The organism is Pseudomonas profundi, assembly GCF_008638305.1.
Taxonomy (GTDB): Bacteria; Pseudomonadota; Gammaproteobacteria; order Pseudomonadales; family Pseudomonadaceae; genus Halopseudomonas; species Halopseudomonas profundi.
Map to the genome: position 1 here is coordinate 46,672 of NZ_VTPZ01000012.1, position 20,473 is coordinate 67,144.

Annotated in this window: 14 protein-coding genes; 6 read left to right on the forward strand and 8 right to left on the reverse strand. The window is 60.6% G+C overall.

What is annotated here, in order from left to right:
• Positions 1-380: 380 nt before the first annotated feature.
• From FZE95_RS15170 to FZE95_RS15185, 4 genes are all read right to left on the reverse strand, one after another.
• A complete protein-coding gene (locus tag FZE95_RS15170) occupies positions 381-2,459 on the reverse strand; it encodes a TonB-dependent receptor family protein (protein ID WP_150301721.1) in 2,079 nt (692 codons plus the stop codon).
• Between the two features lie 14 nt (positions 2,460-2,473).
• The gene (locus FZE95_RS15175; protein WP_150301722.1) at positions 2,474-3,733 is read right to left on the reverse strand and encodes an osmoprotectant NAGGN system M42 family peptidase; all 1,260 of its coding nucleotides are present in this window, start codon (positions 3,731-3,733) and stop codon (positions 2,474-2,476) included.
• A 33-nt stretch (positions 3,734-3,766) separates the two neighbouring features.
• Positions 3,767-5,518, reverse strand: coding sequence for an N-acetylglutaminylglutamine synthetase (gene ngg / locus FZE95_RS15180; protein ID WP_150301723.1), 1,752 nt, complete (start codon positions 5,516-5,518; stop codon positions 3,767-3,769).
• 105 nt (positions 5,519-5,623) lie between these two features.
• The gene (locus FZE95_RS15185; RefSeq protein WP_150301724.1) at positions 5,624-7,396 is read right to left on the reverse strand and encodes an N-acetylglutaminylglutamine amidotransferase; all 1,773 of its coding nucleotides are present in this window, start codon (positions 7,394-7,396) and stop codon (positions 5,624-5,626) included.
• A gap of 264 nt (positions 7,397-7,660) precedes the next feature.
• On the opposite strand from FZE95_RS15185, the gene FZE95_RS15190 reads away from it, so the two are divergent.
• Positions 7,661-8,128, forward strand: a complete 468-nt coding sequence (locus tag FZE95_RS15190; protein ID WP_163981854.1) for a MarR family winged helix-turn-helix transcriptional regulator — start codon at positions 7,661-7,663, stop codon at positions 8,126-8,128.
• Positions 8,129-8,182: 54 nt separating this feature from the next.
• Here the strand turns inward: FZE95_RS15190 and FZE95_RS15195 are convergent, their stop codons facing one another.
• Complete coding sequence (locus tag FZE95_RS15195) at positions 8,183-9,589, reverse strand: phospholipase D-like domain-containing protein (protein WP_150301726.1); 1,407 nt, start codon at positions 9,587-9,589, stop codon at positions 8,183-8,185.
• A gap of 468 nt (positions 9,590-10,057) precedes the next feature.
• On the opposite strand from FZE95_RS15195, the gene FZE95_RS15200 reads away from it, so the two are divergent.
• The 3 genes from FZE95_RS15200 to FZE95_RS15210 are packed head-to-tail and all read left to right on the forward strand — an operon-like array spanning position 10,058 to position 13,256.
• Positions 10,058-12,682, forward strand: coding sequence for an intermembrane phospholipid transport protein YdbH family protein (locus FZE95_RS15200; protein ID WP_163981853.1), 2,625 nt, complete (start codon positions 10,058-10,060; stop codon positions 12,680-12,682).
• A gap of 19 nt (positions 12,683-12,701) precedes the next feature.
• On the forward strand, positions 12,702-12,893 hold the full coding sequence (locus tag FZE95_RS15205; RefSeq protein WP_150301728.1) for a YnbE family lipoprotein: 192 nt from the start codon (positions 12,702-12,704) through the stop codon (positions 12,891-12,893).
• An 18-nt stretch (positions 12,894-12,911) separates the two neighbouring features.
• Positions 12,912-13,256 carry a YdbL family protein gene (locus tag FZE95_RS15210; RefSeq protein ID WP_150301729.1) on the forward strand — a complete coding sequence of 115 codons (345 nt, stop codon included), beginning with the start codon at positions 12,912-12,914 and terminating at the stop codon, positions 13,254-13,256.
• 839 nt (positions 13,257-14,095) lie between these two features.
• On the opposite strand, the gene FZE95_RS15215 is transcribed toward FZE95_RS15210, so the two are convergent.
• The gene (locus FZE95_RS15215; RefSeq protein ID WP_150301730.1) at positions 14,096-14,299 is read right to left on the reverse strand and encodes a hypothetical protein; all 204 of its coding nucleotides are present in this window, start codon (positions 14,297-14,299) and stop codon (positions 14,096-14,098) included.
• Between the two features lie 197 nt (positions 14,300-14,496).
• Between FZE95_RS15215 and FZE95_RS15220 the strand changes: the two genes are divergently transcribed.
• Together FZE95_RS15220 and FZE95_RS15225 are read left to right on the forward strand one after the other, a co-directional pair.
• Positions 14,497-14,967, forward strand: coding sequence for an NfeD family protein (locus FZE95_RS15220; protein WP_150301731.1), 471 nt, complete (start codon positions 14,497-14,499; stop codon positions 14,965-14,967).
• 20 nt (positions 14,968-14,987) lie between these two features.
• On the forward strand, positions 14,988-15,917 hold the full coding sequence (locus FZE95_RS15225; RefSeq protein ID WP_150301732.1) for an SPFH domain-containing protein: 930 nt from the start codon (positions 14,988-14,990) through the stop codon (positions 15,915-15,917).
• 77 nt (positions 15,918-15,994) lie between these two features.
• Here FZE95_RS15225 and FZE95_RS15230 read toward each other — a convergent pair whose 3' ends face one another.
• Complete coding sequence (locus FZE95_RS15230) at positions 15,995-19,138, reverse strand: efflux RND transporter permease subunit (protein ID WP_150301733.1); 3,144 nt, start codon at positions 19,136-19,138, stop codon at positions 15,995-15,997.
• Positions 19,135-20,391: an efflux RND transporter periplasmic adaptor subunit gene (locus FZE95_RS15235; RefSeq protein ID WP_150301734.1), complete on the reverse strand. Its 1,257-nt coding sequence runs from the start codon at positions 20,389-20,391 to the stop codon at positions 19,135-19,137. The genes FZE95_RS15230 and FZE95_RS15235 overlap by 4 nt, the downstream gene beginning before the upstream one ends.
• Positions 20,392-20,473: the final 82 nt, after the last annotated feature.

Here is a 20,473-nt window from a genome sequence, read left to right on the forward strand (position 1 = left end):
CGGATAGCTTGCCGTAGAGTCCGAACGCGGCCCGAGGCGCTTCACAGCCCCAGGAGACGCAGCGTTTTGCTGTAGAACGTGGTGTTTCTGGGAGGTCTCACCCCGCCTGCGCCGGCGCGCATCGATCATGGACCGATGCGGGATGTCTGCGGCGGAGTCCGGATGGATTTCCCGCGAAGTTCGAGCATCAACTCGTACGATAGGCGTCGCCGACAGGTACGCTGGCGAAATGAAACTGGGCGCTACGGAGTGCCGAGTTCCACCTCGACCAACGGCGTTACCAGCGAGTAAGCTGGCCAGGATGGCACCTGGCCCTCCATAGCACGTGCTATCCCGGCCCTGTTGTGCCATCCACAAAGGTACCGATGTCCGTGTTCAGCTTATCGCCACTGATACTCCACACCCAGCCCCACCAGCCATTGCCTGTCCGGTGCGGGTTCATAGAAACGGTTGCCCGCGCCGTTGATGATCAGCGATCCGATGTACTCCTTGTCGCCGATGTTGTCGATCCGGGCGAAGGGCTCCAGAGCCAGTTGACCCATCTCGTGCCGATAGCCGGCGCGCCAGTTGAACACGGCGTAACCTGGCGCCTGGGCGCTATTGTCGTCCGTGGCATAGCGCTGGCTCAGGCTCTGCGCCTCCAGCGCGGTCGTAAATCCCGTTCCTGGCGGCTGCCAATTGAGTTCGGCGAACAGGCTATGTTCGGGCACGCCTGGCAATTGCCGGCCTGATAGATCTTCGCCGTCACTGTTGCGATAGCGGTCGAAGGTGGCATCCAGGTAGCTATAGGCGAGGTAGGCGCCGATTCCATGGGCGAACTGCTGATCGATCGACAACTCGACTCCACGCCGGGTCGAGCGCCCTGCGTTGGCATAGGTAGAACGGCCGGTGCCCAGTTGATCAGGACCGGTGACAATCTCGTCCTTGACCCGACTTTCGAACAGAGCGACGTTGACCTGGGTGCGATTCCTGCGCAGCTTCAGGCCGATCTCAGCATTGCGTGACAGGCTGGGTTCCAGGCCGAAATTCAGGCCGCTACCCTCGGGCAGGTAAGCCAATTCCTGAAAGGTCGGTGTTTCAAAACCCTGTCCGAGCGCGGCGTACAAACTGACCGTCTCGGTCCATTGATAACTGACGCCCAGCGCCGGGTTGGTCTGGTTGTAGCGCACGCTGCCGCTGTCGTTCTGGCCATCGAACAGAAAATCATCATCCGAATCGAATTCGATTCGGCTGTGGCGCGCTCCGGCGGTCAGACTCCAGCGTGGGTCAAGCTGCCAGGTGCTGATGAGATAAGCTTCCTGGCTATCGACCCGGTTGAACTCGTCGCGTTTGAGCGCACCTTTGAAACCTTCGTTATTGACGAAGCCCTTGCGGCCTTCGCCCTGATAGTCGTAGGTCAGGCCGGCGGCCAGTTCCACGGGTAGCCCGAACAGCTCGGTATTGCGTTGCCAGCCGAGTTCGCCGCCGCCGAAACGGCGATCCAGCTCGATGACGCCGCCCCCCGAGTATTCCAGGCCCCCGGCAAACGCCAGATACTGCTGCACGTCGCGCTCGCCGCCGTAGATCATTACCGTGATTTCATCGTCATTGTCCAAGCGCCGCTGATAGTTCAGGCCGGCCTGGTTGTGCTTGACTGATTTGCGAGTGTTATAGAGATAAGCGTTCGGCACCGCCTGGCGGCGATCCTCCCGCAAGGCGTCTGCAGTCAGCCCCAGCGGGTCTTCGGTTTCCGGCTGGTCGAGCATGTTTACCAGCAGTGTCAGGCTGGAAGCATCATCGATATCCCAGCCCAGACGCAGATTGGCCAGGTCGCGGCGGGTATCGCTGTGATCACGATAGCCGTCGGTTTCCAGTCGCGACACATTGGCGCTGACATTCAGATCGCCATGCTGACCGCCATAGCGCAAACGCGAGCGTCGCAGCCCGTCGGGGCCGAAAGCGGTCCGTGTGTCCAGAGTCGGGTAGAAGGGTGCTTCGCCGGTGAAGCCCTGGATGATTCCGCCGGAGGCATTGCCATACAACGTGGTCAGCGGACCGCGCAGTACTTCGATGCGCTGCAGGCTGTCCAGATCAAACAAGGCTGGCTGGCCCTGCCCGTCAGGCATGGTCAGCGGGATGCCGTCCTGTACCAGACGCACGCCGCGCACACCAAAGGCTGCGCGAGCACCAAACCCACGGGAGGAGATCTGCAAATCCTGCGCGTAATTCTGCCTGTTCAGCGCAACGATGCCTGGCACTCGCTGCACCGATTCAGAAATGTTCGCGCCCAGGCTCTGGGGGCTGAGCTGATCGCCAGTGAGGGTGTCACGGGCAAGAGGCAGGCGTACCTCTTCGTCGCCGCTCTCGCTGCCCAGTACGACCTGCGCAGGCAAACTCAGCTGCCGTTCCTGTGCCTGCAGAGTGGACGTCATAATAGCGAGCGCCAGCCCGCCAAGGGCCAGCGTAGGAAGTTTGTGCATGGTCAAGGGTCCGCTCAAGTATTGTTGTTGTCGAGGTGCCGGTTGGTTCCGGTCAGTCGTTTCGTTTCTTCCAGCTCCGGCAGGTCTCTGTCCATGCTCTCATGGGCGAACACTCTTTCCAGTGGCGGCAGGTGCGTTTCATTGCTGGACATGGTCTCGGGATCGAGTTGGCGCTGGAAGTTTTCCCGTGGCGCATCGTCGCGTTCGTCGTGCTCGAATACCGGCGGACTGAAAGCATAGGCCGTCAACAGGCGAGCGACGGCTTCGAGACTATCGCGATGGGTACGCTCGTAGCCATGCGTGGCGTCGGTGCCGAAGGCAATCAGCGCGGTGCGGATATCATTGCCCGAGCGGATCGCTGACTCGGCATCGCTGTGGTAATAGCGGAACACGTCACGGCGGACGGGTATTTCGTCGCGCTGGCAGAGGCTGAGCAAGTGGCGCGACAGGTGATAGTCGTAGGGCCCGCCCGAGTCCTGCATGCATAGCGATACGGTGTGTTCGGTACTGGTCTGCCCGGGAGCCGAAGGCGCGATATCCACGCCCACGAATTCGCTGACATCCCAGGGCAAAGCGCCGGCGGAACCGGTGCCGGTTTCCTCGGTAATAGTGAAAATGGGGTGCAGATCCATCGGCAGTTCTTCGCCACTTTCAACAATCTGCTTGATGCTCGTGAGCAGTGCGGCGGCGCCGGCCTTGTTGTCCAGATGCCGGGCACTGATGTAACCGCTGTCGGAGAATTCCGGCAGCGGATCAAAAGCCACGAAATCGCCAACGTGCACACCCAGCGCCTCGGTTTCGGCACGGCTGGTGGTCTCAGCGTCAATGCGGAGTTCGACGTTATCCCAGCTCACAGGCAGGGCGTCCACTTCTTCATTGAAGGCGTGACCGGACGCCATCAGCGGTAGCACGCTGCCGCGCAAACAGCCGTGGTCGCCGAACAGACTGACCCGGCTACCCTCAGCGAAGCGGCTCGACCAGTGACCGATAGGCGCCAACTCCAGCCTGCCGTTGGGTTTGATGCTGCGCACCATGGCGCCGATGGTATCCAGATGCGCGGCAATGGCGCGGTCCGGGCTGTTCTGTCGCCCTTTGATGGTGGCGCGGATGGTACCGCGCCGGGTCAGTTCGTGGGGCACGCCCATCGCATCCAGATGCTCTGACACATACCGCACTATGCCATCGGTAAAACCGGTCGGGCAGGGGATGGCGAGCATCTCGAGCAGGGTGCCTTTGAGAAAGCCCATATCCGGGCCGTAACGCTTATAAGGCATAAAATCTCCGTTCGCGGGCTGTCGCTTCTCGCATCAAGGATGCGCCCGACTTAGCGGAAACAGCAAGTCGATGAAGCGCTCGGCGGTGGGCTGTGGCTCGTGGTTAGCCAGGCCTGGCCGCTCATTGGCTTCGATAATGACGTATTCCGGCTGGTCGACTGCCGGCACCAGAAAATCCAGGCCGACCACCGGATTCTCCAGGGCGTCGGCAGCTCGGATCGCGGCTTGTTTAAGGTCTGGATGCAGCCGGTCGGTCACATCCAGCAAAACGCCACCGGTATGCAGGTTGGCGGTGCGTCGCACATACAGATGCTGACCGGCGGGCAGCACGTCGTCCAACGAATAGCCCTGCGACTCAACTGTACGCTGCGTCTCGGCATCCATCGGAATCTGGCTTTCGCCGTCAGTGGCGGCCTGTCGCCGGCGGCTTTGTTTTTCGATGAGTCGAGAGATGGGGCTGCTTCCATCGCCGCAGATTTCGGCGGGCTTGCGGATCGCCGCAGCCACCACTTCATAGTTGATTACCAGCACCCGCAGGTCGTCCCCGGGGTGATAGCTCTCGAGCAGAACTTCAGTGTCGTATTGCCTGGCTTCGGCGATTGCCTCTTCCAGCGCCTCGGCGTCGCGGATATTGACCGCCACGCCATGACCTTGCTCACCATTGTTCGGCTTGACTGCGAGCGCCTTGTGTTCGGCAAGAAACGCCGCGTTCTGCTCCGGCTCGCCTGCCAGCTGAAACTGCGGCGTACGCAGCTCATGGCGTTGCAGGGTACGGTGGGTGAGCTTCTTGTCCTGACACAAGGTCATGCTTACGGCGCTGGTCACGTCGCTGAGCGATTCGCGACAGCGAATGCGTCGTGCGCCATGAGTCATTATGAAAAGCCCGGCGGGCGCATCTTCGATCTGCACCTCGATACCGCGTCGGCGGGCTTCACGGGTGATGATACGAGCGTAGGGGTTGAGCTCCTTGTCGCTCTCGAGGCCGATGAACAATGGCTGGTTGAAGCTGTTCTTGCGCTTGATGGCGAAGGTCTGCAATTTGCGAAAACCCAGCTTGCGATAGAGCGTCTTGGCCTGCTGATTGTCATGCATTACCGACAGATCCAGATATTGGCAGCCACGGCTCATGAAATACTCGACAAGGTGACGCACCAGGGCTTCGCCGATGCCCAGCCGCAGGCTCTGGCTGTCCGCGGCGAGGCACCAGAGGCTCGAGCCCTTTTCCGGATCATCGAAGGCTTTTGCATGATTCAGACCCATGACCGTGCCGATGACCTCGCCGGTGTCGTCATCCTCGGCCAGCCAGTAGGTGGGCCCACCATTCGCTCGAGCGGTGATGCGTTCTTGATCGACTTTGACCATGCCTGCCGCGGCATACAGGGCGTTGATCGCAGACCAGTCGCCCGGATGCTGCGGCTGGCGAATCTGAAATCCGTGGAGACTATGGTGCGCCGGGCGGTAATCGCTGAACCACAGGCGCATGGTATCGGATGGGTCGAGGAACAGGTGCTGCGGAGCAAAGGACAGCACTACCTGAGGATCGGCCACATACAAGGCGATATCGCGTTCACCGGGGCGTTCGTCCAGCAAGGTATTGGCCAAGACTTCGTAATCGGAAAAGGTCTGGCCTACCAGCAATCGGCCCCAGCCGCACTGGATGGTCACCGGTTTGGTATGACCCCCATCCGGCGAGCCCTGTTGGGCGTGTCCAGCGCGCATGCTCTCATAGGTCGGAGCCTGCCCGCGCATCAGCCGGTGCTGGTCGGGATGCAAATGCTTGGTCATTCGAGCGTTATCCTCTTCTTGCCCACTGACATGAATCGGGCTATTGGGTGATATCCGGCGTGGCCGCCGATGCATTCCCTGTCCAATCCTGACCGTCATAGCGGATCAGAGTTCGTGCGCCTCCAGCCAGAGCCCAAGGACGGCGAGCTGCCACAGCTTTGATCCGCGAAGCGGCGTGATATGGCTCTTCGGGTCCTGGAGCAAGGTGTCCACATAGTCGGTATCAAACAGGCCACGCTCGCGGGCCCGCTGGCTGGTCAGCGCCTCGCGTACCCAATCCAGCGTACCGCCTTCCAGATACTTCAGCCCCGGCACCGGAAAATAGCCCTTGGGCCGGTCAATCACCGCGGCGGGAATCACCTTGCGTGAGGCTTCCTTCAACACATACTTGCCCTCGTCGGGCAGCTTGTATTTGCCGGGTATGCGCGCTGCCAGCTCGACTACTTCGTGATCGAGGAAGGGCACACGTGCTTCGAGACCCCAGGCCATGGTCATGTTGTCGACGCGTTTGACCGGGTCATCCACCAGCATCACCGAGGTGTCCAGGCGCATGGCCTTGTCCAGGCCGCTGGTCGCACCGGGCTGGGCAAAGTGATCGCGAATGAACTCGCCAGCGTAATCCTGTTGTGCCCAGGCGGGCTGGACTGTGCGGCGATATTCCGCAAAATCACGGTCCATGAAGGCCTGCTGATAGGCCGCCAGCGGGTCGTCCGCTTCGTCGACCTTGGGATACCAGTGATAACCGGCAAATATCTCGTCCGCGCCCTGGCCGCTCTGCACCACCTTGCAGTGCTTGGACACTTCCCGCGACAGCAGATAGAAGGCGATACAGTCGTGGCTGACCATCGGCTCGTTCATCGCGCGGAAGGCGCTGGGCAGCTCGGTGAGGATTTCCTGCTCGGGGATCATCAGCTGATGGTGATCGGTCGCAAAATGCTCGGCGATCAGATCCGAATATTTGAATTCGTTACCGGCTTCGCCGTTCACGTCAGCAAAACCAATCGAGAAGGTTTGCAGCTTGTCTGCACCGGCTTCGCGCAGCAGCCCAACCAGCAGGCTTGAATCCACGCCGCCAGACAGCAGCACACCCACATCCACGGCCGCCAGATTGCGGCGCTTGACCGAGGCGCGCAGGCTATCGAGCACCCGGTCCTGCCAGTCGTCGAAGGTCAGATCCTGCTCTTCGGCGCGGGCACCATATTGCACGGTCCACCAGCATTCCTGTCGCTGGCTGCCGTCCGCGTTAATCCGCAGCCAGTGCGCTGGGGGCAATTTCTCGACCCCGGCCAGCATGGTGCGCGGCGCTGGCACCACGGCATGGAACGACAGGTAATGATTGAGTGCTACCGGATCGATAGAGGTGTCCACACCGCCACCCTGCAACAGCGCCGGCAGACTAGAGGCAAAGCGCAGGCGCTCGCCGGTGCGGTTGATGTACAGCGGCTTGATGCCCAGGCGGTCGCGGGCGAGAAACAGGCGCTGCGCGTCGCGCTCCCAGATGGCAAAGGCGAACATGCCGTTCATGCGCGGCAATAGTTGTTCACCCCAGGCGTGATAGCCCTTGAGCACAACCTCGGTGTCGCCGCCGGAATGGAAGCGGTACCCCATGGATTCCAGCTCGGCGCGCAGTTCCGGGTAGTTATAGATCGCGCCGTTGAAGACCATCGACAGGCCGAGCTCGGCGTCAGCCATGGGCTGCCCTGAAGCGGCATGCAGATCCATGATCTTGAGGCGGCGGTGGCCGAATCCCATCGGCCCCTGTGACCACAACCCGGCACTGTCCGGCCCGCGCTTGATCATGTGATGCGTAATTCTATCCAGGGCGCCCATGTCCGCGGGTGCCCCGTCAAAGCGAAGTTCTCCAGCTATTCCACACATAGTCTCGTCCGTTTGAAAGAAATGGGGCCAAAAACGCTTTCTCGGGTGTTTTGGCTATGTGATCGCCGATTAAAACAGCCAACTATTTTGAAGTCAAAATACTAATGTTGTAGCATTCCTGTTTCCGATGCACTGAAAGCGCCGTTTGCTGGGGTTCATAGCTTTCGTTAGCGCGTCGAAAAAGTTTATCTAGTTATTACTGTAATATTTAGGGTTTGTGGCAAAATGCCGCCTTCGTTCGACGTGCCGCCGGAGTCAGACACCATGCACATGATGCACGACCTTTACCTTTCCCTCAGACGACTGCAGCGAGCCAGTGAGATTCATGCCAAACGCCTTGGCCGGCACAGCGGACTGACGCCTATCCAGCTGTTGATCCTGCACAGCATCAAAGCCATGGGCGAGGGTACTCTGGGCCAGCTGGCAAAGCAGGTCAGCGTGTCTCAGGCGACGCTCAGTACTATCATTGACCGCCTCGAGAACCGAGAGTTGCTTCATCGTATTCGCAGCCAGCGTGACAAGCGCAAAGTGCATCTGGCGCTGACCGATAAGGGCCTGGCCGCTATCCAGGCAGAACCCGCCTTGCTGCCAAGCCAGTTTCTTGATCGTTTCGGTCAGCTGGCTGATTGGGAGCAGCTGATGTTGCTGGCCAGCCTGCAACGGGTAGCCGGCCTGCTCGAAGCGGACCAGAACGGGTCTGCAGCATGGTTCGAGAACGAGACGGTGGCGTGACGAGGGAGTCCGCCTCCTAGGTTGGAGGCGTCTGCGGGTGTTGCCGCTCTGGGCTTAGAACGTAGAGATTCCGGTCGCTTCCATCAGCCGGTACAGAGCATAGCGAGCCCACGAATGATCGGCGAATTCGTCATAAGGCTGGCTGTAGGTTGCGCCGTCAGCATTTGACCAAACCTTTTCGAATACCTGGCGGGTTTCATCCAGCACAGGATGCTGCGTCGCGACCAGCCGGACGCTGGTTTCCAGATTGAGATCATCAAGGTTGCGGCGGGTGAAGTTGGCCGAGCCGCTGATCAATTCGGCACCGCCATTGGCTCGATCCAGCCGAATCCATTTGCGATGACATTGCTCGCCCTGGGTAAAACACCAGCGCAAATCGATACCGGCTTTATGCAGATCCCAGGCAGCCTGACGGTTCGGAATGCCATTCTTTTCCCGACCGAAGGCGTCGCGGTTCGGGTCGAGGATCGCTCTTATGGTTACGCCGCGTTGGTGAGCGCTGATCAGCGCGTCTATGACCGGTCGATGGGATAGATAGAACACTTCCATATCCAGACGGTCGCCCCGTTCTGACGAGTTGATCATTGCCAGTAACGCGTCGCGAATGGCGCCTTCGGTCAGTATCTGGATCGCAGGGTCAGGGGAGACAGGCACGGGCGCGGGTGGTGCAGGCCAGTTCGCACCGATCGCAGCGTCGGACATGCTTGATACGGCACGCTCGGTTTGCAGGAGATCCAGCACGGCGGCGCCACTGAAGCGAATGGCATTATTGCTGTGCCGGCTGCTGGCATCCTGGGGGTTGGCGGATGTGATCAGGCCAACCCAGTCATCACCCTGATCGACGACCAGCGTCTTGCGGTGGTTGGCCCGGAAATTCAGCAGATGCAGATAGGTCCGCAGCGTGACGTCCTCATCGGCTACCGGGTTGGGTAACCAGCCGCCGTCTGGATTGTTACCGACCCAGCTACAGCACAGCATCCACAATCCGGACCATACCGGGTTCGAGGCGGGGAGCCGGTCAACATTGGTATACACCACCTGGACACCGGATTCGGCCAGCTGCTCAAGATGCGGCGAACGCAACCCGCCATAAAGATGATTGAACGGGTCGGTGATGAGTACCACCTCGATGCCTGGCTGTGCCTGCCGCGCCGCGATCAGGGCTTCGGTCATTTGCGTGGTCAGGGGGCGATAGCTGTCCTCGGCCGCGAACTCATTGAACAGAAACATGTCGACCACAATGAGCTTGCGCGCTTGGTCGATCAGTCTGAACACTTCGTCGAATATCTGCTGCTCGCTGACTGGCTCGCCATCGGCCGAGCGGTAGGTTTGATCAGTCAGTAAGGCCAGATCGCCTGCAGGACGCAGTGGGCCGGCGAACGACATGCCCGTCGGCAGCGGTCGTAGTGCCTGATAAACCGCCAGGGCGATCCAGATCAGCAGGAATGCCAGCGCAAACATGCTGAACACTCCTATGTGGCGTCGCGGGCGGTTCAACCGCGCTAATGCGTCCATGTATCAGCTCCAGGCCCAGGCGTGTGATGTCTGGCGCCATGCTAACCTGACAACAGACCTTTGAGGAGATGTAGGGTCTGTTGACGTTTCATCGCGGCCGCGACGGAGGCCCGTTTGGTGCAGAACAAGGCGCGAGGAGAGGGATTTGTTCAACACATCCATGTGCTTCACCCCTGCGGGGCTTGCGCGCAAAAACGCTCCAGGCGTTTTTGTGGTCATTCCAAATAAACGACGAGCAACGCAGTGCTGCGCAAAACGGGGTCCGTCCCTTCGGGTGGGGCCGCCTAGGCTGCGGTTCCAAATACCGCCATGCAGTGTTGCAGGACTTGGCGAGGGAACAACCATTGCCTGCGTCCCGCGCCTTGCGGAACGCCGCCCGGCCTTGCGGCATTTGACACAGCAACGCGGCCCGCTATGAAACGTCAACAGACCCTAATGCGGACCGCGTTCCGGATCCTGATCGTGGTGCTTGCATTGATAACGCTGGCCGGCATCTTTGCCGTGCAGTCAGCGCAGCGAGCGTTACGGGATGCCGGCGTCGAACATCTCGACTGGCGAGGCGTGAGCTGGTCGGGCAACGAGTTGAGCGTCGCGGAGATCACCGGCCGATACGCAGCCGAACAGGGCGATCTGGGTTTTGCCGCCTGGGGCGTTCAGGTCAAACTGGTGTGGGAAGCAGGGCCGCGCCTGGAGTTGGTTGATGTGCGGGATCTGGATCTTGACTGGCGTCCCACGCCCGGTATGACCTTTGAAGATCCCATGCTTGACCCGAACCCCGGCTCACCGGCGCCGGCGTCGATTGATCAATCGCCCGCTTCGCTGGATCCGCGCGACTGGCTGCACGTGCCGCACTGGTTTCCCGCCGAGGCTGCTATCCGAGATCTGAGTCTGAGCATGCCCTGTCAGCAGGAGACCTGCGAGCTCAGCGGTTCGTTTGATGCGCGGCGCAATGTCATTTCTGCCAACTCGTTCGCCGCGCAGCTTGCTCTGCTGTCCGGCACGGAAAGTCTGGCTTTGAGCGTCGACTTGCGCGACGAGGCGGACGACCTTGTGCTCAGCAGCGATCTTGCGCTCTCAGGCCAGCACGCCCTGGCGCTGCGCGCGGATTGGCGAGGCGCTACAGATTCTGCTCAATGGCAAGGCAGCGTGAGCATGCCCGGCTGGCCGGACGCCAACTGGTTGTTCGGATTCGTTGATCCATGGCTGAAGCCAGGAACCCTGCCGCTGGAGCAGTTGCCGACTGGCCTGCAGTTCGATGCGAACTGGGTGCTGCAGCCCGGTCGAACGCCCGTTCAGTGGACGGATTTGCTGGCCGGAGCCGTGCGAGTCAAGGGCCAGCTCAACCTGCCGCAGCCCTGGGACGTCAAAGATGTCGGGGCTGTCAGCGGGGCGGCTGATTTTGATTTCCAGGGCGATAAGGGCGCCTGGTTATTGCACCAGGGTACAGCCAGCGTACAGCTGGAGCGGTTGAGTTGGCCGGCATTGGCGAATCTGCCCGCCGACGTGCGTCCGGTCTCCCTGCAGGCTGTTATTGAACCAGAGCCGGGTTCCACTGAAGGCTGGCGGGCCGCGTTGCCGCTGACGTTCAGCGCGACCCTGGGCGGTCCGGTTACCGGTACGCTCGATACCAGGCTCAGTCTGACCAACAACCCGGCGCTGCAAGCTGAGTTACATCAGGGTCGTCTGCAACTGGTGGGTGGCCGTATCGATTATGCCGGCGCCCGATTCCAGGATCTGCGGGCCGATTTGTCTTTCGAGGGGCTGGTCAATCAACAGTTGCTGAGCCTTACCCTGGGCAAGTCATCCCGTCTTGATTCAGCTGCATTGCGACTGGGCGAGGCAGACGTCTCGCTGATCGATACGCGACTGGAACTGGCCGGACTCAAGCTAGATATACCGTTTGACGGCCAGGACGCCACACGGCTCGACGCACCCATCCGCCTTGGCGCTTCCAGACTGGAGCATGCCATGCTACGCCCGCAAAGTTGGAGCCTGGTTGGCAGGCTGGGCTATGGCGAAAAAGGCCTGGACTGGAAGGGCGTGGCGGCGGCGGCAAGCGGTTTGCAGTTCGGTCTGGACATGACCTGGCCAACAAACGCCGGCTGGCGGGCACGGCTGACGCCTGACGCAATCTTCCTGCGCGCGGACAATCCGCTCGCGCTGACGCTCACCGATTGGCCTGCATTGCTTGACCTGAGCGCAGGCAAGTTGACCGCCAACTTCGATGCCAGCGGTCATTCCTCTATCGAGCGGCTGTCCGGGCGGATCGACCTTTCGGGCGGCAGCGGCATATATGACCGCACGGAATTCAGCGGCCTTGATCTGCCGCTGACCATGGAACTGAAAGGTGAACAGGTCACCCTGGCAACATCGGCTATAACGCTACAGTCCATCAATCCCGGCCTGCCAGTCGGCCCTGCCCGTTTTGACGGCCGCTATCAAGCGACACTCGGGCAAACGCTGGCTGGCGAGCTGCATATCGAACACGCCTCCACTGATTTGCTGGGCGGTCGGCTATTGCTGCAACCGACCACACTCGATTTTTCCCATGCGCGTCAGAAGCTCATGGTGCAGATGCAGGGCGTCGAGCTGACCGAGCTGTTCAAAGCCTATCCAGCGGAAGGGCTCAGTGGGCACGGCATTATTGACGGTCAGTTGCCGGTCACCCTGACGGATAACGGCGTAATCATCGAGAATGGTTCGCTGAGGGCGCGTGAGCCGGGTGGTGCCCTGCAGTATCGCTCGGACAGGCTTGCCGGGCTCGGCGACAACCCCGGCATGCGTGAGCTGGTGCTAGCGCTGGATGATTTCCGGTACAGTGTGCTCGCGAGCGATATCGACTATGCCGAAAACGGTACACTCGTACTCGGCCTGCGTCTTGAGGGGCATAATCCAGAGCTGCAGCAGGGCCGTCCGGTGCACCTCAATGTACGTCTGGAAGAAGATATCCCGGCGCTGCTGGCCAGCCTTCAGCTGAGCGGACAGGTCAGCGATATCATTCAGAAACGGGTTCAGGAGCGGCTGCTGCAGCGGCGCTGACCCAGCAGAGGAGAGCCTCATGCGTTGGCGAATGTTTCCGATAGCGGCAATGGCTGTGGTGTTCATGGCAGGTTGCGCACCCACGGTAAAGCTGGAAGCGCCCAGTGAACCAATCAACATCAACCTGAACGTGAAGATTCAGCATGAGATCTACGTCAGGGTCGACAAGGAGCTCGATGAGCTCTTCAGTGAATCGAGTGGGTTGTTCTGACAATCCCGGGGGAATGACATGCGTATGACTATCAGGATGGGCGGCCTTTTACTGGCGCTGATGATGAGTATGCCGGTGCTGGCGATGAGCCTGAACGAGGCGATGTCGGCGTTGCCGGCGGCTAAAGCGGCCGGCCAGCTTGGCGAGCAACCCAATGGTTATCTCAGTGTGGTGAACCCGGGCGGCGAGGCGGCGGAAATTGCCAGTCAGATCAACCAGGCACGCCGTAATGAATATCAGAAACTGGCCAAGGAAAACGGTATCCAGCAAAGTGACGTGGAGTCGATGGCCGGCAAAAAGGCCATCGAGCGTACAGCGCCGGGGCAGTACATCATGCTCAATGGGGTGTGGATGAAGAAGTGATGTGACTCGGGGGCGGTTCATCTCAACCGTCCCTGAGTAGGTCTTACGTAGGCGTTAGCTGGCGCGAGGCGACAGGGCTGCGCCGACACGCTGCAAGTACCTCCCTGTAAGCTCGTCGATGACATCCCTGTCATCGCACGGTCGGCTCAGTCCTGTCGCCTCGCTTCGCATGAATGTTCGAGTTGCCGGATGGCAAATTCCAAACAGGTTTTTCTTCGTATCACGCGGATGTTCGAACAAGCCTGCCGGCTGTCAGGGTGGAGCAAGTGTTGAAAACAGGGATGTTTTCACCAAGCCCCCATGGATGGGTTCACGGCGTCTTGCGTAATCCTGACTGATGGTGGGCGACTGGCTCCTGACCTGGCAGCACATGCAAACGCANTGATGGTGGGCGACTGGCTCCTGACCTGGCAGCACATGCAAACGCATTGTCGTGAAATAGCGAGTCTGTGTTGGAGCTCGGGTTAGCTGTCGCCTCGCTTTGCATGAACGTTCGAGTTGCCGGATGGCAAATTCCAAGCAGGTTTTTCTTCGTATCACGCGGATGTTCGAACAAGCCCACCGGCTGTCAGGGTGGAGCAAGTGTTGAAAACAGGGATGTTTTCACCAAGCCCCCACGGATGGGTTCACGGCGTTTTGCTCAATCCTGGCTGACGGTGGGCGACAGGCTTCGATCTGGCCTGGTGGATCGCTGCGCTGAATCTCCCCTAACCCCTCTTTTTCAAAGAGGGGGACTGGTCGGAGTGGTGGCTGGTTAGGTTTCAGGCTCGGACATACCTAATGCTGCAATTACGCCGATGCAGGACCAGGCCCACCGGCTCTCAGGGGTCGGTTGAGCCTTACTTGTCGGCGTCCGCGTCCTCCTTGCGTTCCTCATCCTTTTTGAAGTTCTCCCAGTCTTCCCAGTCATGTGGCGTGCCGGCCTTGGGCGGCTCGGGGTGGGTAGCACGTTCCAGTGATTTGCCCTTCAGGCTTGAGTCCTTGAGTTCGTCCTTTTTGTCTTCTTCCAGTCCATGCTTTTTCAGATATTCGTCGGCGCGCATATAACCTCCGCAGGAGTCGGCAAAAACCGGTGTGGTTATATCTCCGACAAGCCGAATCCGGCACTGTTGCATTTTGCCTGGTGCAGGTCGGTCGGCGAGACAGGTTATCGCCACGACATTGTGCTGCAAGCTCGTACGGGCGCCTTCGCATTCTGCTAGGCTTCCGGCTTTGTCGGCATATCTAAGGGATGAGTTTGATGCTTACGATTGACCTACTCAATAATTATGCATTCTGGCTGGTGCTCGGGTTTCTGCTGCTGATTTCGGAGCTGGCCGCTCCGGGCGTGGTTGCGGTGTTTTTTGGAATCGGCGCGCTGGTAGTCGGACTGCTTACGCTCGTGGGCGTGATTGACAGTCTGCCGGTGCAGCTGTTGTGTTTCTCGGTGGTCAGCCTGCTGGCGCTGTTCGGCTTGCGCCGGCGGTTTCGCCGTTGGTTGCATGGTGACGTATCCGACCGGGCCAGCGGGCCGGATGAGGGCGATCTGGTCGGCGCACGGGTTGCCGTACTGGAGGATTTCGAGCAGGGCGTAGGCGCAGTGCAGTTGAACGGCGCCAAATGGGACGCCGAGTCCGACGAACCATTGAAAACAGGCGACGCTGCGTGGGTTTCGGCCCACCGCGGCATCGTTTTAAGGGTGACTGCAAAGTGCCCTGTGACAGCTGAATAACCACACAACGGAGTAACAGCATGGAAATCGCTACAATCATTTCATTGGCCTTCCTGGCCCTCATCGTCATCACCATCGCCAAGACCGCGCAGATTGTGCCGCAACGGTCAGCCTACGTGGTCGAACGGCTGGGCAAGTACACCAAGACCCTGGACGCGGGCTTTCATCTGCTGATTCCCTTCGTCGACCGGATCGCCTATCGCCATACCCTCAAGGAAGAAGCCATCGACGTAGAGCGTCAGGCCTGTGTGACCAAGGACAACATCCAGGTAGTGGTCAACGGCGTGATCTATCTGCAGGTGGTCGATCCCAAGGCCGCAAGCTACGGCATCAACGATTACCGCTACGCCGCCATGCAGCTGGCGCAGACCACGCTTCGTTCGGTGGTCGGCAAGATCGATCTGGACAAGACCTTCGAGGAACGCGAGACCATCAACGTGCAGGTCGTCGACGCACTGGACGAAGCTGCCCGGCCCTGGGGTGTGAAAGTGATGCGCTATGAGATCGCCGATATCGAGTTGCCCGCGACCATTCTCGATGCGCTTGAGAAACAGATGCGCGCCGAGCGGGAGCGTCGTGCGGTGGTGGCACAGTCCGAAGGCGAGCGTCAGGCCAAGATCAACGTTTCCGAGGGGATCAAGCAGGAGACCATCAACCTCTCCGAAGCCGACAAGATGCGCCAGATCAACGAAGCCGAGGGTAAGGCGCGTCAGATCGAACTGGTCGCTGAGGCCACCGCCCAGGGCTTGCGCCTGGTTGCCGAGGCGATCAATACCCAGGGCGGCAAGGATGCTGTTGCGCTGCGCGTTGCCGAGCAGTATGTGAATGAGTTCGGCAAACTGGCCAAGACCAACAACACCATGATTCTGCCCGCGGAGCTGAGCAATATCGGCGCTGCCGTCGCGGCGATTACCAAGACTCTGGATACGGTCAAGCAACCGAACGTTTAACCCACTTCGGCCAGCGCACCGGCATTGCCGGTGCGCCAGGCGCTGCAGCAGGCTCCCTGTTTTACCGCATCAACCTCTTACCCCTCAGCTCCCGCTGTAGCGGCCTTGCCGCGATTTTCCTTGTACCCCTCCAGCACCGACAGCAACGCCGGAATAACCAGCAGCACCAGCATGGTCGAGAAGCCCAGGCCGAAGGCGATTGATGTCGCCATGGGTATCAGAAACTGTGCCTGCAGCGAGGTCTCGAAGAGCAGGGGCAACAGGCCGCCAATAGTGGTTAGCGAGGTCAGCAGCACAGCGCGCAGCCGCTGGACTACCGCTTCGCTGATGGCGTCATTGATGTCTAACCCCAGCTTGCGCTGATCCTGATAGAAGCTCACCAGAATGATCGAATTGTTGACCACGATCCCGGACAGGCCGAACAGACCGAACATCGACAGGATGGTCATGTGCAGTCCCATGAACCAGTGCCCGAGCAGGGCACCGACCAGTGCTAGTGGGATCACTGACATGACGATCAGCGGCGTGGTCCAGGAGGTGAATACCCAGACCAGCACCGCATACATCAGCAACAGGCCAATGATCAGCCCTGCCTTCATGTCGGCCATGGTCTCGCGCTGGTCCGCCGAGCGGCCTTCGAAGCTGTAACGAACGTTGTGCGCAGCGGCCAGGTCGGGCAGCACGCCGTTGATGACTTCCATCACCTCACCGGCGGTGGTCTGCGTCGGGTCGAGGTCGGCGGTGACCTCCACGGCCAGATGGCCTTCTGCATGGCGCAGTGCTTCAAAACCCTGCCCCGCACTGAAAGTAGCGACCTGACCCAGCGGCACGAAGCGACCATCGTCCAGCCGGATAGTCATATCCCCGAGGCTGGCCAGTTGTTCACGCTCCTTGCGCGGTAGCTGCACGCGTACTTCGATTTCATCCGAGCGATGCTGATAGATCTGGGCAAGGCGGCCGTCGTAGGCGGCGCGCAATTGTCGTCCAAGGCTTTCCGTACTCAGTCCCAGCGCCTGGCCGTAGGGCGTGAGGCTGTAGATCAATTGCTCGCGGCCCCAGGCCATATCGTCTTCGGTGCTGATGACGCCGCCAATGGACGCAATCATCACGCCCAGGGCGTCGGCGGCGTCTTTCAGTTGCACCGGATCATCGCCGGTCAGGCGCACATTGATATCCTTGCCGGGCGGGCCCCCGGTGCGCTCATTGATCACCAGTCGATCGATACCGGCGGGGAGTTCGATGCGCTCGCGCCAGGCGCGGATGAATTGCTGGTTTCGAACGTCACGGTGATCCGGCGATTGCAGCTCGACCATGATCGATCCAAGCTGGTCACCGGCCCGACCCATGCCAGAGGGGCCGGTTACTTCACCCAGGCTCACCACTGCGGTCAGGATCAAGTCTTCACCCAGCGCCTGCTCGGTGTCATTCAGGGTTTCCTGCAGATGAATCAGGAACTGATCGACCTGCTCGCGTGGCGTGCCCGCGACGAAGCTCACACTGGCATTGAGCACCTGCGGTTCCGGCGTCGGGAAGAAACTGAAGCCAATGCGCCCCCCGCTGATCAGCCCGACGGTAAGGATGACGCTGACCAGCGCGCAGGCGAGGGTGGCGCCCCGGTGGCGCAGCGACAGTTCACTCAAACGCCGGAATCGCTGCTGACGGAAACGATCGAAACCCACATCGAAGCGCGCACGTACGGCGTCCACCCGATTGCCCACGCTGCGTAGCCAGCCTGTACCGGTATTGATCGGCTTCGGTTGGAAGGCATTGCGCAGATGGTGGGGCAGGACCAGAAAACATTCGAGCAGTGAGGCGATGAGGACACAGATCATCACCGTCGGGATGTCGCCGAGAATGCTGCCGTAGATGCCACCGATCATCAGCAGCGGCATGAAGGCGGCAATGGTGGTGAGCGAGGAGGCCACGACGGGCCAGAGCATGCGGTGCGCCGCGCCGTCCGACGCCAGCCCTGGCTGCTCGCCATTGCGAAAATGCGCATCAGCATCTTCACCGACCACGATCGCATCGTCGACGATCACACCCAGCGCCATGATCAACGCGAACAACGAGATCATGTTGATCGATCCACCGATCAACCAGAACACCGCCAGTGCGGCGAGGAACGCGGTGGGAATACCGACCGCGACCCATAGCGCCACGCGACCGGGCAGGAAGAAATACAGCAACAGGATGACCAGTGCCAGCCCTCCGACGCCGTTATTGATGAGCAGGCTGATGCGCTCGTCGATAGCTTCCCAGGCCTGATCATGTACGTGTAGGGAAAGGTCCGGCGGCAAGGTCGGGCGCACTTCGGCAAGCCAGTCGTTGAGGATTTCCGCCGCCACCAATGAGTCGCCATTCTCGGCGCGCTGTAGTATCAGCTCCACCGCCGGATAGCCTTTGAAGCGTAGCTCCGGCTGATTGCGCATGGCTTCCTGGCGGATGTTCGCCACATCCCCCAGGCGCAGGTGATTACCTTCGCCGGGTTCCAGCGGGAGGTTGGCGAATTGCTCGGGCGCGCGGCGCTGCTCGACTGCACGGAGCTCGCGGGCGGCGTCCAGCTCACCGGCCAGACCGGCGGGCAAATCCCGGGATTCGGCAGCGACCCGTTCTGCCACCTGATCCAGCGACATGCCCAGCTCCTGCAGTCGCTGATTGGAAATCTCGATACTGATCTGCTGTTCCGGCAGTCCACGGATTTCGACACGGTCAACGCCGTGATCGAGCAGGTCAATTTCCAGCCGGTTGGCGGCGCTGCGCAATTCGTGGTCGGCCAGCGGGCCATATAGCAGAATCTTGGCCACCGGCTCGTAGCGGGCAACCCGCGTGACTTCCGGACGTTCCGCATCGCCTGGGAGGTTGCGGAACTCGTCCACCTGCTGGCGCGCATCGTCCAGCGCCACGATTGGATCGGTGCCTTCACGGAATTCCAGGGTGATACTCGAAACGCCCTGGGCAGAGGTCGAGGTCATCGATTTGAGGTTTTCGATGTTGCGCAGCCGCTGTTCCAGTGGCTGGGTGATTGCCTGCTCGACGTCCTCCGCGGCAGCGCCGCTCCAGATGACCCGCACGGTGACGAAATCCAGTGCGAAGGTCGGAAAGAACTGGATGTTCATGCGCATCAGGCCGAGCACGCCGCCGCCGAGCATGATCAGCATCAGCAGGTTGGCGGCGACCTTGTGCCGGACGAAGAAGCTGATCGCGCTCGACTTGCCATTCATCGCGCCGGCTCCGGCGGATTACCCTTGTCCGCCTCGACGGCATCCACCTTCAGACCCTGCATGGCGTTGGGCAGATGGGTGGTAATGATCTGCATGCCGGGTTGCAGCTCCGGGGATTGCACCAGCACCCAACGCTCGCCCGACTCCATGAGAATTTCGCCGACTTGCTGAATGGCCAGTCGGTGCATGCGCTCATCCAGCAGCTGATAGATGGTGTCATTGCCATAGATGGAGCTGTAGGGGAGCGCCACACTGTTGTCAGTGGCCGGTCGCGCTACGCTGATCGCCAGCAGGTTGCCCGCGCGCAAGCCGGGGTGCGGCTGATCCAGCGTGAAGAGCGCCTCGACCCCGCGCGTATCGGCTTGGCCAGCAATGCGTTGCAGGGTCAGCTGCACCGGTGGATCGGTATTCAATGCCGTGGCGGGCAATCGCTTGCCGTTGTTCAATGCGCTGATGAATGCCTGGCTATAGATCTGCGGCAGGGTGGCGCGCACTTCCATGTCTCGCAGCGGGTAGAAATCCAGCAATGCCGCGTTGGCTGCGACCTGATCACCGACCGCCACGCGTACCTCACCAACAATGCCGGCAAAGGGCGCAAGGAAGCGGCTGCGTTCGACGTCTCGTTGTGTGCTTTCCAGTTCGGCACGGGCGCGCTCGACGCGCGCCTCCAGGCCGGCCATGCGGCTGGGATACCCTTCGATGTTACGTTCGCGAATGGCAACGGTGAGCGCTGCCCTGTCCAGCGCGTCGGTGGCCGCGTCCAGTTCGGCCTGCGGCGACAGTCCGCGATCAACCAGTTGCTGCATGCGCTCCAGGGCCTTGTTGGCGTTGGCCTGGATGCGGCGCTCGAGTTTCAGCGCACTTTGATCATTTTTGTGAGCCAGGCGCGCGTTCTCCAGCTGGGACTCGGCATCGGCCAGATCCGCGCGCGCCTGTTGCAGCCGGGGCATCACATCCGCTTCGTCCAGCGCCACCAGCAGTTCGCCTTCATCAACCAACTCGCCGTCACGCACCGGCAGTTCGCCGATTCGCCCCGCCATCGGCGCCACACTGGTCAGGCGCAGGGGGGACTCGAGCCGGCCATATAGAGTCAGGCTGGGTTGGAAGGCTTCGGGTTGAATGTGCAGGGTTTCTACCCGCCAGCTACGCTCAGTCGGTGTCACCGGTTCGGGTACCGGTCTGGTCACTTTGAGCAGGATGAAGCCGAGAATGCCGACAGCAATAATTGTTATAGGTACGAGGCGCTTGCGCATTGTGTATCTCAGGCAGAAAAATCAGTGGCTCTGTATAGCCTTTTGCAGGCATTCGTAGCAATAGCCGCGGTGACGCAGATGG